The sequence below is a fragment of the Mycobacterium sp. genome, assembly GCF_052145595.1.
GTDB lineage: Bacteria > Actinomycetota > Actinomycetes > Mycobacteriales > Mycobacteriaceae > Mycobacterium.
The window spans coordinates 1-14,365 of the sequence record NZ_JBKQOI010000123.1; the positions used below are offsets into that span (position 1 = coordinate 1).

12 protein-coding genes are annotated in these 14,365 nt (G+C 66.5%); 5 read left to right on the top strand and 7 right to left on the bottom strand.

Going from position 1 to position 14,365, the window contains the following annotated elements:
• The first annotated feature begins 55 nt into the window (after positions 1–55).
• The 5 genes from ACLP4W_RS10760 to ACLP4W_RS10780 are packed head-to-tail and all read left to right on the top strand — an operon-like array spanning position 56 to position 4,831.
• Complete coding sequence (locus ACLP4W_RS10760; protein WP_442386118.1) at positions 56–1,321, top strand: sulfotransferase family protein; 1,266 nt, start codon at positions 56–58, stop codon at positions 1,319–1,321.
• 31 nt (positions 1,322–1,352) lie between these two features.
• Positions 1,353–2,609: an MBL fold metallo-hydrolase gene (locus tag ACLP4W_RS10765; RefSeq protein WP_442386119.1), complete on the top strand. Its 1,257-nt coding sequence runs from the start codon at positions 1,353–1,355 to the stop codon at positions 2,607–2,609.
• Complete coding sequence (locus ACLP4W_RS10770; RefSeq protein ID WP_442386120.1) at positions 2,606–3,355, top strand: SDR family NAD(P)-dependent oxidoreductase; 750 nt, start codon at positions 2,606–2,608, stop codon at positions 3,353–3,355. The genes ACLP4W_RS10765 and ACLP4W_RS10770 overlap by 4 nt, the downstream gene beginning before the upstream one ends.
• Positions 3,356–3,376: 21 nt before the next feature.
• Positions 3,377–3,847 (top strand): VOC family protein, encoded by a 471-nt coding sequence (locus ACLP4W_RS10775; protein ID WP_442386121.1) that lies wholly within the window; start codon positions 3,377–3,379, stop codon positions 3,845–3,847.
• A gap of 12 nt (positions 3,848–3,859) precedes the next feature.
• On the top strand, positions 3,860–4,831 hold the full coding sequence (locus ACLP4W_RS10780) for an LLM class flavin-dependent oxidoreductase (RefSeq protein ID WP_442386122.1): 972 nt from the start codon (positions 3,860–3,862) through the stop codon (positions 4,829–4,831).
• Between the two features lie 8 nt (positions 4,832–4,839).
• On the opposite strand, the gene ACLP4W_RS10785 is transcribed toward ACLP4W_RS10780, so the two are convergent.
• The 7 genes from ACLP4W_RS10785 to ACLP4W_RS10815 all read right to left on the bottom strand — a co-directional run bounded on the left by ACLP4W_RS10785 (position 4,840) and on the right by ACLP4W_RS10815 (position 14,269).
• Positions 4,840–6,171, bottom strand: coding sequence for a M1 family metallopeptidase (locus tag ACLP4W_RS10785; RefSeq protein WP_442386123.1), 1,332 nt, complete (start codon positions 6,169–6,171; stop codon positions 4,840–4,842).
• Positions 6,168–10,097 carry a Pls/PosA family non-ribosomal peptide synthetase gene (locus ACLP4W_RS10790; RefSeq protein WP_442386124.1) on the bottom strand — a complete coding sequence of 1,310 codons (3,930 nt, stop codon included), beginning with the start codon at positions 10,095–10,097 and terminating at the stop codon, positions 6,168–6,170. Before ACLP4W_RS10790 ends, ACLP4W_RS10785 begins: the two co-directional genes overlap by 4 nt.
• Positions 10,098–10,181: 84 nt before the next feature.
• Positions 10,182–11,291: an NAD(P)H-dependent amine dehydrogenase family protein gene (locus ACLP4W_RS10795; RefSeq protein ID WP_442386125.1), complete on the bottom strand. Its 1,110-nt coding sequence runs from the start codon at positions 11,289–11,291 to the stop codon at positions 10,182–10,184.
• A complete protein-coding gene (locus ACLP4W_RS10800) occupies positions 11,288–11,890 on the bottom strand; it encodes a TetR/AcrR family transcriptional regulator (RefSeq protein ID WP_442386126.1) in 603 nt (200 codons plus the stop codon). Before ACLP4W_RS10800 ends, ACLP4W_RS10795 begins: the two co-directional genes overlap by 4 nt.
• The gene (locus ACLP4W_RS10805; protein WP_442386127.1) at positions 11,887–12,678 is read right to left on the bottom strand and encodes an SDR family NAD(P)-dependent oxidoreductase; all 792 of its coding nucleotides are present in this window, start codon (positions 12,676–12,678) and stop codon (positions 11,887–11,889) included. Before ACLP4W_RS10805 ends, ACLP4W_RS10800 begins: the two co-directional genes overlap by 4 nt.
• On the bottom strand, positions 12,675–13,187 hold the full coding sequence (locus ACLP4W_RS10810) for a VOC family protein (RefSeq protein ID WP_442386128.1): 513 nt from the start codon (positions 13,185–13,187) through the stop codon (positions 12,675–12,677). Before ACLP4W_RS10810 ends, ACLP4W_RS10805 begins: the two co-directional genes overlap by 4 nt.
• On the bottom strand, positions 13,184–14,269 hold the full coding sequence (locus tag ACLP4W_RS10815) for an NAD(P)H-dependent amine dehydrogenase family protein (RefSeq protein ID WP_442386129.1): 1,086 nt from the start codon (positions 14,267–14,269) through the stop codon (positions 13,184–13,186). Before ACLP4W_RS10815 ends, ACLP4W_RS10810 begins: the two co-directional genes overlap by 4 nt.
• Positions 14,270–14,365 lie beyond the last annotated feature (96 nt).

The following is a 14,365-nucleotide window of genomic DNA, read 5'->3' on the forward strand; positions in this document are numbered from 1 at the left end:
CGCGTCTACCGTCTCTGTCATATTTGTCGAACGGACACGTCGACGAGGGGATCCGGTGGGTTCTGCGGTAGATGACATCGACTTCGACGATCTGACATCGCCCAAGCTGACCGATGTCCAGCGTCAGGTTCTGGAATTCACCGAGGCCAGACACGTCGACTTCGACATCGACCGGATGCTCGCCGAAGCGATCGACCAGGCTTCCGTGGGAGCCGACCTGGACGTCGCCGACGGGTTCAGAGAACGGCTGGCCACGCATGTGGCCGCGATCGAAGCCGACGACGGCCTGACCCAGCTCACTCGCGCGTCCCTGCGGCAACGCGTGGTTCGCCTGCTGCGGAACCGGCTGTCGTTAACCGACCTCGTCAAGCGGTATCCGGAAATCGAGTCCATCCCGATCGAGAAGCCCTTCATCGTCGTCGGGATGCCGCGATCCGGCACCACCCATCTGGCGAACCTCATTGCCGCCGATCCACGCCGGCGCGCGCTGCCGTACTGGGAGAGCCAGGACCCAATACCCGCCCGCGGCCAAGGACCCGACATTTTCGGAGTCGATCCGCGCTACGCGCGGGCCAAGTCCGAGCACGACGCGCTGATGGCCAGCGCCCCCGTGGTGGCCGCCATGCACGACCGGTTCCCTGAGGCGATCGAGGAGGAGGTCGAGCTGCTCGACCTCGATCTGGCCGCATACGTGCTGGAATGGCATGCGCACGTGCCCGATTGGCGTGACTACTACTTCGGCCTCGACCAAGAACGGCACTACGCCTACCTGAAGAAAGTGTTGCAGGCGTTGACATTTCTGCGCGGCCCACAGACCTGGGTCCTGAAAAGCCCGCAGCACTGTGAGCAGCTCGGCCCGCTGATGGCGACCTTCCCCGACGCCACGGTGGCTTTCACGCACCGCGACCCCGTGGCGGTGATCCAGTCGGCGATCACGATGATGGCCTACTCGGATCGGCTGCGCCGGACGAGCATCGATCCCGGCTGGTTGCTGGACTACTGGAGCGACCGCGTGCACCGGCTACTCAGCGCGTGCGTGCACGACCGTGACCTCGTTCCGGCCGAACGCAGCATCGATGTCAGCTTCCACCAGCTCAACGGCAACGAAATGCCGCTGCTGGAAGAGCTTTACCGGCGGGGCGAAGTGGAATTGACACCGAAGGCGCGCGGACGCTTCCAGCGTTACCTGGACAGCAATCCGCGCGGTAAGCATGGCCGCATCCGCTACGACCTGCAACGGCACTTCGGCATCTCGGCCGACGAACTTCGCGGGCGCTTCGACTTCTACCTCGACAGGTTCGACGTCCGTCCCGAGACATAGCCCAGCCGATGAGATGAAAGAGACGTCAACGATGACTAGCGATGCGCGAGGGTTCGAACCGGTCTATCGCAGCAGGCCGGGCGCCGATGCCATGCGTCCGGCGGCTGCGGAAAAGGCCGATCAGGTCGCCCCGGGACTGTGGTGCTCGCCGGGTCTGTCGAATGCCTACCTGCTGACCACCGGTGCGGGCCGGGTCATCATCAACACCGGGATGGGGTTCGAAGGTCCGGTGCACCGCGCCAACTTCGACGCTGTCGACTCTTCGCCGGTGCGCTACATCATTTTCACGCAGGGCCACGTGGACCACGTCGGCGGGTTGGACAGCGTTCGCGATCCCGATACTGCGGTGGTGGCACAAGCGAACTGGACCGCATGGCGGGACGACAACGAACGCCTCATCCCCTACCGTGCCAGCCGCAGCGCGTTCGCCTTCAAAGACACCCTGGCGACGGGTATCCAGGCCATTCAACGGCGTCTCGGTACCACGCGACTGCCCGGCCAGAGCGTTCCCGTCGTCGATCTCGACTTCGAGGACACCCTGACCTTGGAGGTTGGTGGCCGGCGGATGGAGCTGATCTCCGTCCCGGGTGGGGAAACCACGGATTCGCTGGTGGTGTGGCTGCCGGAGGACCGAATTTGCCTGTGCGGAAATACCTTTGGTCCGATTTTCGGGCATATTCCCAACCTCGTCACCATGCGCGGCGACCGATATCGTGATGCCCTGATGACCATCGCGTCAGTGGAGCGGGTCCGCGATCTGCGGCCCGAACTCCTGGTGACCGGTCACTTCGAGCCGATTGCCGGCGCCGAGCGCATCAATGCCGAGTTGACCCGGTTGCGGGACGCGATCCGCTACGTCCACGACCAGACCGTCGCCGGGATGAACGCGGGTAAGGATGTCGGGACCCTGATGCGCGAGATCACCCTGCCCGCGGAATACGAAGTGGGCCAGGGCTACGGAAAGGTCGACTGGGACGTGCGGGCCGTATGGGAAAACTACTCGGGCTGGTTCCACCACCGTTCGACCACCGAGCTCTATCTGGTCGGGTTCGACGCCGTCACTGCCGACGTAGTCGAACTGGCCGGCGCGGACGCACTGGTGGATCGGGCGCGGGCACACCTCAGCGCCGGTCGTCCAGTGCAGGCCATTCACCTTGCTGAGCTCGTGCCCGCAGACCACGCGGGGGCGCGCGACGTGCTGCGGGAAGCCCATGAAAAACTTCTGGCCGACAGTACGAACTTCTGGGAAAGTGCTTGGCTCAGGCACCAACTTGCGAGGAACTCATGACGGCGCGGGTCAACTTCGACTTCACCGGGACCGCGGTACTGATCACCGGGGGCACCAGCGGGATCGGGCATGCCATCGCGGTGTTGTTTCGAGACGCCGGGGCCGAGGTCACCATCACTGGAACCAAGCCGACCGCGACTGACTACGACGCCGACCTGTCCGGCATGGCCTATCACCAGTTACAGATCACCGAACACGACTCGGTGGACGCGCTGGCGCAGAGCTTTACCCGCCTCGACGTGCTCGTCAACAACGCAGGCGCGAATTTCCCCGGGGGCCTTGACGAGTCGAAGCCGGAGGGGTTCGACGCATCGGTGGCGCTCAACCTGACCGGTCCGTACCGGCTGACCGTCGGACTCTACCGAGCGTTGAAGGCGTCGACCGCGCTCGGAGGCGCCAGCGTGGTCAATCTGGCGTCGATGTCCGCGCTGCGAGCCGTCCCCCTAGTCCCCGGTTACGGCGCCGCGAAGGCCGGGATCGTTTGCATCACCAGGAACCTCGCCGTCAAATGGGCCGGCAAAGGAATCCGGGTGAACGCGGTCGCGCCGGGCGCGATCGACACGCCGATGACCGCACCCATGCACGGCGCCGCCGAGCTGGTGGAATCCGAGTTGGCGCATATACCGCTGCGCCGCTTCGGATCCGTTGGGGAAATCGCTCCAACGGTGGCCTTTTTGTGCACCGAGCAGAGTGCCTACACCAGCGGCGCAGTCTTCGTCGTCGACGGCGCGTCGGACTGCGTCTGAAATCACGAGAGGACACCGACCATGGCATTCGCGTTGCGGCCCGAGGACTTCTACCACACCGGCATCATCGTGCCCGACCTCGATGCCGCGATGGCTCGGCTAAGGGCGCTGGCCGGCTACCGGTGGATCAAACCGCTGACCTATACCCTGCCCTTCCGCACCACGACCGGGACTCGCGAACTCACCTCGACATTCGTCTACTCCAAACAAAGTCCGCACGTCGAACTGATTCAGGAAGTCCCCGGAAGTCCGTGGACGGCGGCACCCGGCAACTCCATCCATCACCTCGGCTACTTCACCGACAACCTGGCCGACACCGCAAAAATGCTGGAGGACAACGGCTTCACTTTCGAAGCCACCGCCGACGTCTCCCCACCGAATCTCGCGCTGTTCGCCTATTACGTCGACGCGTTCGGTACCCGCATCGAGATCGTCGACCGCGCACTGTTTCCCGATTTTCCCGCGTTCCTGCAGTCGGCGGGTGAAGCCTGACGGGAGTCAGACATGTTACTGACGGTGCTGCGCTTCAACTTCGCCTCCCCGCAGGGCGAACCGCGCACCCAGAGCGAGTTGATCCGTGCCGCGCTCGAGCTGGCGCAGTGGGGTGAGTCTCACGGCATCACCTCGGTGAGTGTCGACGAGCACCACGCGACGGGGCACGGGTGGAGCTGCAACCCGATCATGGCCGCGGCAATGTTCCTGGCGCGAACCACGACGCTGATTGCGAGCGTGGACTGTGCGCTCGGACCGCTGTGGAATCCGGTCCGGCTCTCCGAGGACATCGCGCTCGTCGACAACATGAGCCGAGGTCGGCTGCACACCACGGTGGGTCTGGGCTACCGAACTGTCGAATATGACTCGCTCGGAGTCGATTTCGGCAAGCGGGGCAAGCTGATGGACGGCCTGATCGAGCGAATGCTGTCGGTCTGGTCCGGCGCTGACCCGGACGCGGGAGTCTGCACCGGTACGTGGACCCGGCCACATCCACCGCTCTACGTCGGCGGCGGCTCTCGCGCCACCGCACGGCGCGCCGCACGTTTCAAACTGCCGCTCAGCCTGGCCGACCACCTGCCCGATATCGCCGCCTACTATCGCGAGTTGTGTTCCGATGCCGGAATCAAGCCACTCATCCTCATGCCCGGCCCGATCAATCGCGGGATGATCTTTCTGCACGAGGATCCGGACCGGGCGTGGGCAGAACTTGGTGATTACATCCTCTGGGAGGCGGTCACGTACGGCGGATGGTCAACCGAGGAGCGTTCCCTCATGCACCTGCCCGGAGTGCAAACCCTGGAGGATGTCAAGGCGTCGGGACGATACCGATTCCTGACTCCCGACCAGCTCATCGCTGAAGTCCGGGACTCTGACAACTATGGACCGCTGGTGATGCACCCGCTGGTCGGTGGCATGCCCGCCGACGAAGCGTGGAAGTCCGTCCAATTGCTGACCGACAAAGTCCTGCCCGCGCTCACCTGACTCGTCCGTCACGGCACTTGGGTCGAGTACAGCCAGGCGTCCCATAGCGGTCGCAGCGACTCGTCGGAGTAGTTTGCGGCCAGGCCAGTGAAATCGTCGGTGACGACGGTGCAATGGCGATATCGTCCCGTCCAATCCTTAAGCAAAGCAAAGAATTTCTCGTCGCCCAGCCGCCCGCGCAGCGCGTGCAGGGTCAACGCTCCGCGCTTGTACACGCGGTCGTCGAACATGTCACGCGGTCCCGGATCGGCCAGCAGCAGGTCTTGCGGTTTCTCCCGCAGCTGTGCGTGGTAGCGGCAGGCCAGATCGTCGGCGCTGGGACCGCCGCCGTGTTCCGACCACAACCATTCCGCGTAGCAGGCGAATCCCTCGTGCAGCCAGATGTCGCGCCACCATCGCGCGGTCACCGAGTTGCCGAACCACTGGTGCGCCAGCTCGTGGGCGATCAGCCGTTCGCTGGCCCGCGTACCGTCGCAGTGATTGGCGCCGAAGATCGAAATCCCCTGGGCTTCAAGCGGTATCTCCAGCGGGTCGTCGGTGACAACGACCGTGTACCCGTTCGCCAGCGGATACGGTCCGAACAGCTCGACGAACAGTTTCATGATCTCGGGCTGGCGGGCGAAATCGTGGTCGAATTCGCTGCGCAGCCGCTCGGGCAATGCCGCCTGTATCGGCACCGGCGTCCGCGCCAACCGGGTCATCTCGTAGCTGCCGATCTGCAGGGTGACAAGGTAGGTCGACGTCGGCTCGGGTTGTTCATAGGTCCACACCGTCTGCGAGGCCCGTACCCGGCGCGACACCAGCTTTCCGTTGGCGACCACCCGGTACCGGCTTTCGGTGCTGACCTGGATGCGGAAGGCGGCCTTGGCGCTGGGGTGGTCGTTGCAGGGGAACCACGATGCGGCGCCGTTGGGTTGGCCGGCGACCAGCACGCCATCGGTCAGTTCCTCGAACCCGACGTCACCCCATAGGGAACGCAGCGGTCTCGGCGAACCGCCGTAGCGCACGGCGATCGACAATGCGGCGCCGGTCGCCAGCTTCGATGTCAGCCTGATACTCAATTTGCCGCCGCGACAGGCGAAGTGGGCCGGGCGTTTGCCGTTCACGTACACCTTCGACACAGTCAGCGCACTGGACAGGTCAAGCGTGAGCTGCTGCAACTCGGTCAGCGTCACAGCGGTGATCGTCGCCCATCCGGACAGCCGGTTGATCGAGACCTTGTACTCCAGATCCAGCTCGTAGCGCGACACCTGGTAGCCGGGGTTGCCGTTTTTGGGCAGATAGTCATCGAGCACTGCGGGCGCGGATTTGTTGAGTGCCTTCTTGGCAGAAGCTTTCACGCGGCGGTGTCCTGGACGCCGCGGTCGGGCGGGTTCTTGCCTCGACCCTTCTTGCGGCCGACGTGCTTGGTGTTCCAAGGCCTGATCGGGTTGCCCTGCCAGCGTGTGGATCCCGGCACCTGGTCGCCGCGCACCACCAGCGATGCGGGGCCGACGGTAGCGCCGGAACCCAGCCGGGCCGCCGGCAGCGCAACGCAATGCGGCCCAAGGGTCGCGCCGGGTTCCAGCACGACGGTGTCCATGCGCATGATCCGGTCGTGGAACAGGTGCGTCTGCACCACGCAGCCACGGTTGACGGTACAGCCATCGCCCAGCGTGACGAGGTCCGCCTCGGGGAGCCAATAGGTTTCACACCACGTGCCGCGCCCGACGTGGGCACCCAGCGCACGCAGCCACAGATTCATGACCGGCGTGCCGCTGGCCGCGCGGGCGAACCACGGCGCCGCGACGGTTTCGACGAACGTATCGGACAGCTCGTTGCGCCATACGAAGGACGACCACAGCGGATACTCGCTGGCCCTGATCCGGCCGACCACAAGCCATTTCGCGGCGACCGTGACAACACCCGCGATCGCGCCCGCCGCCAGCAGCACCAGCCCGCCGCACAGCGCCGCCGACCAGACGCCGAATATCCTTGCCAGCGCCTGCAATGCGCCCAGTACCGCCAGTGCGATCGCCACCGTCACGATTACCGGCAGCAACCGGCACGTCTCCACCACCGCCCGCATCACCTTCAACCTCAGCGGCGGGCTATACGTGGTCGCCGCGTCGGCCTCGGCGGGTCGCCGGCGCAGCCGCATCGGCGGGCTGCCCAGCCAGGACGAACCCCGCTTGGCCTTCGGCGGCGCGGCCGACAGCACCGCGACCAGTCCGTCGTCGGGGACCCGTCGGCCCGGCTGGGCGATGCCCGAGTTGCCGAGAAACGCGCGCCTGCCGACGGTCGTCTTGGCCACGTAGATCCAGCCACCGCCGAGCTCGTAGGACGCGACCATCGTGTCGTCGGCCAGGAACGCGCCGTCCTCGATCACGGTGAACTTGGGGGTCAGCAGCGCCGTGGAGATTTCGGTGCCCCGGCCGACCTTGGCGCCCAGCAGCCGCAGCCACATCGGTGTCAGCAGGCTGGCATACAGCGGGAACAGGTAGTTGCGCGCGGCGTCCATCAACCGCTCGGTCGCCCACAGCTGCCAGCCCGCCCGGCTGCGCACCGGGTGGTAGCCCTCCCGCAGCCCGATCGACAACACGCGCACCGCAACCACCGTCAGCAGCGCGTACACCGCGAGGGCGGCCAGCGCCGCGACCGGTGTCCACAGCAGCGCCGGAAGCACCGCCTGCGACAGGCGGTGGGTGTGACGGACCGCTGCGGCGATCACCGCAAGCCCGCTCGCCGCGGCGATCAGCGGCAGGGCGCCGAGCAGCAGTGACGTTAGCCCGTACACCGGGATCCACCAGCTTCTGCGCGGCGGCCGTTCGTCGGGCCAAGGGTGGTTGACCCGGCCGGACTTCACCGCGGGCGAGCCCTTCCAGTACTGGCCGTTCTTGATCTTGTCGAGCACGCCGGAGCCGGGTGCCACGTCGGCGTTCTTGCCGACGATCGCGCCGGGCAGCAGCGTGGTCCGGGCGCCGACCGTCGCGTCGTTGCCGATCGTGATCGCACCGACGTGGAACGCGTCCCCGTCGATCCAGTGCCCGCACAGGTCCACCTCCGGTTCGACCGCACTGCGATGCCCGAGTCTCAGCAACCCCGTGACCGGTGGCATCGAATGCAGGTCGACGCCCTTGCCGATATCGGCGCCCAGAGCGCGGGCGTAGTACACCAGCCACGGCGCCCCGGCCAGGTTGTGGGCGCCGCTGGCCTCGGCCAGCCGCTCTGCGAACCACACCCGCAGGTGCACCGACCCGCCGCGGCGGTAAGTGCCCGGCCGCACGTTCGACAACAGCATCCGCGCGAACAGCACGGCGATACCCATCCGGCCCACCGGGGTGACGAACAGGACGAACGCCACCGCAACGAGCCACCAGCTCACGGCCACGGTCCACGGCACCAGGTGCAGGGCGCGGGCGACGTTGTTACCCAGCGCGAGCCAGGTCACCCATGGCAGCGCCGCCAGCGTCGCCAACGGCACCGAAAGCAAGGTCTGCGCGGCCTGCGTCAGCCGTGGGGTTGGTCGGACCACGCGCTCGGCGACCCGCGGCGGCGGTTCGAGTTCGTCGAGGAACCCGGCGAGCGAGCCCAGGCGCGGATGGTCGTACAGGTCGGCGACGGTGACCTGCGGATACTGGTGCCGCAGCGCGGCGACGAGCTGCGCGGCGGCCAGCGAGCCGCCGCCGAGCGCGAAGAAGTCCGCCTCGGGGCCGTCGACCGCTGCCCCGAGCAGGTCCCGCCACAGCCCGGCCAGCCAGCCGGTTGTGCCACCCAGGTTGGCCGCCTCCTCGGAGTCCGCGCCGCCGGGCGGTGGCCACGGCAGCGCGTCGCGGTCGACCTTGCCCGACGTGCGGGTGGGCAGCTCCTCGACCCGGACGAGCCGCGGCACCAGCGAAGCGGGCAGCTGCTCGGCGAGCCGGTTGCGCGCCTCGTCGAGGTCGAACGCCGGATCCGGGCTGACGAGATAGCCGACCAGCACCGGGGTGCCGGTGGCGGTGCGGCGAACCGCGGCCGCCCCGCCACTGACCCCCGGCAGATGGACCAGCGCGGCTTCGACCTCGCCCAGCTCGATGCGGCGACCCCCGACCTTGACCTGGTCGTCGCTTCGGCCGCAGAAATACAGCCCATCGGGTTCCAGCCGCACCAGGTCACCGCTGCGATAGGCGCGCGCCCAGTCCAGCGTCGGCAGCGGGCCGTACTTCTCGGCATCCTTGTCTTTGTCCAGGTAGCGGGCCAGACCCACGCCGCCGATCACCAGCTCGCCCACCTCGCCGTAGCTCACCGGCCGGCCGTCGGCATCGACGACGGCCAGATCCCAGCCGGGCAGCGGCAGCCCGATGCTGATCGGCCCGGCGCCGTCGAGCCTGGCCGCGCACGCCACCACCGTGGCCTCGGTCGGGCCGTAGGTGTTCCACACTTCCCGGCCGTCGACGGCGAGCCGCTCGGCCAGCTCCGGCGGGCAGGCCTCACCACCAAAGATCAACAGCCGCACCGCTTCCAGTGCCTCGGCGGGCCACAGCGCGGCCAATGATGGCACCGTTGACACCACGGTCACGTCGCGGGTGACCAACCACGGACCGAGGTCCATCCCGCTGCGCACCAGCGACCGCGGGGCGGGAACGAGGCAGGCGCCGTGCCGCCAGGCCAGCCACATCTCTTCGCACGACGCGTCGAAAGCCACCGACAGCCCGGCCAGCACCCGGTCTCCGGGCCCAATCGGATTGTCCCGCAAAAACATCTGTGCCTCGGCGTCGACGAATGCGGCGGCGCTGCGATGCGTGACCGCCACGCCCTTCGGCGTGCCGGTCGATCCGGACGTGAAGATGATCCACGCGTCGTCTCGGGCCAGCGGCGCCGCGGCCTGCCAGCCACGCGACGAGCCGGGCGCTCGGAGCAGGCCCGCTTCGGTGATGACCGCGGCCACGTCGGCCTCACCAAACACCAACTCGGCGCGTTCGTCGGGATCGTCGGCATCGACCGGGACGTAGGCCGCGCCGGTGGCCAGCGTCGCCAGAATCGCCACATACAGCGCATAGTTGCCGGACGGCATCCGTATGCCGATCCGGTCGCCACGGCCGATGCCGCGGGCGGCCAGCCACTCCACGCTGGCCTCGATGTCGTCGATCAGCTCGCGGTAGGTGAGCTGCACGGTACCGTCGTCGAGCGCTGTCGCGTCGGGGTAGCGCCCAGCGGTTTCGTAGATGATGTCGATGAGCGTGCGCGGGCGCGGTGCGGCAGGCGACAGCAGGTACTGCGCCGGGACTTCCGTTGGAACCGGGGACATCGACACCATACGAAAATACTCAAGCCGCGCCGTTGCGACGACGACCGCTCCACGGCGTGTGAGGTTCGAGCCGCGGTCCGGCCCTTAGAAGGCCGGGACTCCGTCACGTCGTGCATGAAGCGCCCCCACCGGCGAGGTGAGCGGGATATGCAGCGCGTCAACGATTCCGGGCTCGGCGTCGCAAACCCAGGGTATGGCATTGACCGCGCGCATGCCCGTCGCCAGCAACCCGTGATCGTTATGGCTCTGGCCGGGAAGATAGCCGACTTCGAACTCCGCGTCGAAGCTCGGCTCTCCGTCGATCATGACGCGCCAGATGCCATCGGTTCCACCGGTTCGGCCCTTCGGCCAGTCGGGAGCCAGGTCGTCGGCGATGCGGTCGACGTGCTCGATCGTGATGACGTCGAGGCCGTCGACGACGCCGATGCAACACGCCCGGGTGGCGCCGACGGTTCCCGCTTCGACGAGTCCGAATGCGGTAGAGATGTCGCGCGGGGTGGCCTGAAACTCGCACGTTTCGCGGATGTCGTCGAGTTCGGTCCCCAGCGCCTCGGCGACCATGGTCACGGCAGCGCCCCAGCCCCAGCGCAGTACGCCGGGCATCTTCAACCCGCCCTGGTAGTCGAGCGGTTGGCCGAATCCGAACAGCTCGCGCATGTCGTATTCGGCTGGGTACTCGGAGTAGTTCGTGATCTCTATGCCGCGTACCGAGTACACCTTGTGCGACATCGACATCAGCGCGATCGGGAACAGGTCGGCGCCGAATCCCGGCTCGATGCCCGTGGAGAACAGCGAGCTGGATCCCGCCGTGGCTGCGGTGCGGATCGCGTCGGTCACCTTGTCGGGCATCGAGCCGCGCGGGTACACCAATCCCGGTATCGGGGTCGTCACAACGTTCTTGCCCGCGGACAGGATTCGGCACAGGTCGCCGATCGCTTCCCTCATTCGGGGTGGTGCCGGCGCCGCGTAGACGACGCAGTCCGCATCGCCGCCGAGGATCTCCGACGCGTCCTGGGTGGCGCGAACACCGACTGGGTCGATGCCCGCGAGTTCGCCGGCGTCCTTGCCGTTCTTGCTCTCCGAGTGCACCCATACCCCGACGAGGTCGAGGTTGGGCCGGTCGGTGATGGTGCGGATCGCGTACTTCCCGACTCCGCCGGTGGCCCAGACCGCGACTTTGTACTTGTCTTTCACGATTTCGACTTCCTTTTCCAGTGGGGACTCTTGACCGCTTCGAGGGCCTCGGTGACATAGCGGTCCAGCGGCCGCGGAGCGGTAGCTTGCCGCACCCACTGCTGGAAGCCGAAATCTGCTGCCGCAAAGGCGAGTTGGACCAGTAGGCCGGGGCGGATATCGACTTCGGGGTCGGCGCCCATGCGCTCAGCGATGAGCTTGGTCGCCCTTTCCTTGTCGGCGGGCGTGTGAACCGTGACCTTGTCGAGCAGACCCGGGGCGACCAGCAGGGCGTCCGTCCACTCCTCGGTGTCGGCCTGCTCAAACGAGCGGGTGCGCGTGATGATGGCATTGATCAGCGCGACGTCGGGCGCCTCGCCGGCGGGCCGCTTTTCGAGCAGGTTGACGATTGCGGCGCCGCCGTGGCGAACCGGCGCAAGAAGCAGTTCCTCCTTGGTCGGGACGTGCCGGAAGAAGGTACGCGGTGAAACGCCTGCGGCAGTGGCGATTTCTTCTGTCGTCACGGCGTCGTATCCGCGCTCGACGAACAGCCGAAACGCCGCCCGCCTGATGTCGGCCCGGATCTGTGCGCGCTGCCTTTCTCGCAGCGACTCTTTCATCGGAAGCAGCCGATTCCACCGTCGATGTGAATGGTCTGCCCGGTGATGAAGGTCGCGTCGGTGCTGAGCAAGAACGCCACAAGTGCTCCCACGTCGGTGCGGACGTCGCCGATGCGCTTCATCGGGACGCGTCCCACCGCCTTCGCGTAATCGTCAGGTGCGAACTGCTTCCACAATTTGACCCCGTCGGACTCGGCGAACGGGCATATGACGTTGACCCGGATGTTGTCGCGGCCCCATTCCAGCGCTGCGACCTTCGACAGCCCACGGATGGCTTCCTTGGCGGCGGCGTAACCGCCCCACTTGGGTTCGCCGCCGGTGCCCGTCCCCGAGCCGAGGTTCACGATCGACCCGCCGCCCGCCTCGACCATCAGCGGGTGCACAGCCTGCATGAGCAAAAACGTCGCCCGGGGGCCGACGTCGTAACCCAGCGCCAGATCTTCGGTGGTGATATCCACGAATGCCTTGGGCTCGTTGGTGGCTATGGCGTTGTTGACCAGGCCATGCACCGTGCCGAAGGCGTCGACAGCGGCCGCCGCGATGCGCTGGGCGCTGTCCGGGTCCCGCAGATCGGCGACCAGCTTTTCGGTGCGACCCATTGCCTCGAGCTCGGCGGTTGTCGCGCTCAGTTTGTCGTCGAGGATGTCGACCAGCAGCACCGCCGCACCGCGTTCGAGCAGTGCGGTGGCGATGCCCTTGCCCACACCTTGGGCGGCGCCGGTGACGATCGCGACGTGGCCGCGCATCGAGGAGGGGTGGGTATACCTGGTGTTAAACAATTCAGTCATTTGGCCGGCCCCATCTGCAGCGCCACGCCGCGGTGCATCTCGTAGGTGCTGCGGGCACCGTTGGGCAGCTCGATGAATTCCACCGGAGTCCCGTCTGGGTCCTTGACGAAAAACATTCGGACTCCGCCGATTTCGAATGGCTCCTGGTCGGGGGTGTAGCCGGCGGCGGTGATGCGGCGGTGGGTGTCGTCGAGATCGGCCACCGACAATGACACGTTTTGGATTCCGATGATGCCGCGACTCGCCGGTTTCTCCGCTTTGGGTTTGGCGCCGAGTGAGAGCAGCTCGAGCATCAACCCGCCCAGCAGGCCGCCGACGACCCGGCCCTCCTGCTTCCGGGTGGCGTGCAGGGCGGCGTCGAAAGGCTCTCCGGAGATAAGGGTTTCGAACACGACCTCCATGCCGAGTGCGTCGCGGTAGAACGCCAGGGCGCGGTCCATGTCGGTCACCCCGACGACGAGGTGACAGAACGACACGTCGTCCAGGACACGAGGCTTTTCGTCGGTCATGGTCTCGGCACCGCGAGATTGGGAGCCGGGCGCCCCGCAAACAGCGGCAGGTCCAGATAGGTCTTGATACCGGGCTCGGCGGCGCAGACGTCGGGGATGGCGTTGACGCAGTGGTTGGCCGTGGCCACGACGCCCGGATTTCGTTGCAGTCCTTCGGCGATCGACGGCGGTTGCAGTCCTTTGAAGGTGAGGCTCACGGTGGGGTCGCCGGTGATCTCGACCTCGAAGCGTTCGCCGATCCCGCCGAAATTCCATGCCGGGTCGAGGTTTTCTTCACCCATCAGCCAGTTGACCGCCGCCGTGATGACCGGCTCGCCATCGGCGAGGGCTTGCCAGCGGAACCGGCGCGCGGCCACCGTTCCCGCGACGATTGGAAATGGTTCGTAGTCGATGTCGGAGGTCGCCACGGCGATCTCCTGGATAGTCCTGATGTTGGGATCAATGTGAAATCCCATGTGGTCGGCGATCATTCGCACCGACATCTTGAAGCCCGATTCCAGCAGGCTGGCCATCGGTCCTTGCATGGCTTCTTCGGGGCTACCGCCGAAGCCCATGATGTGACGCACGACGTCGGGGGCGTTGTAGGTGCGGATGTCGGAGAACTCCTCGGCGCGCACATGGGTGACCGCCGACGAGAGCGAGGACACCATGAGCGGGAATCGCTCCGTGATGCCGCCGGGGTGGATTCCCGAACCGTGCAGGGTCACCCCACCTTCGAGTGCGGCGTCGGCGATGGCCTTGTGACGCGGGTTGCTCGGGTCGGGGTATACCCAGCCGACCGGGGTGACCACATTCTTGCCGGACCGCAAAATCGCCACGACCTCTTCGTCGTTGGGGATCAAGGGGCTATACACGACGCAGTCCGCGTCGAGGGCCAGCACCTCGTCGATACTGGAGGACGCAGCGACTCCCAGCCGATCGATCCCGAGGATCTGACCGACGTCCAGTCCGTTCTTGTCCGCGCTGTGCACCCAGCATCCGGCGAGTTCGAGCTCCGAGTGATTCAGTACGCACTCGATGGCTGCCTTGCCGACGCCTCCGGTCGCCCATTGGATGACACGAAGCCTGGACGGACTACTCATCGGCGACCTCCCGAGTGGTTTTGCACGCCTTTACACCCGACGTCTGGAATGGCACAGTATGACCGGCTGGCAGTCACTGTCAACGATGGTTCCGGT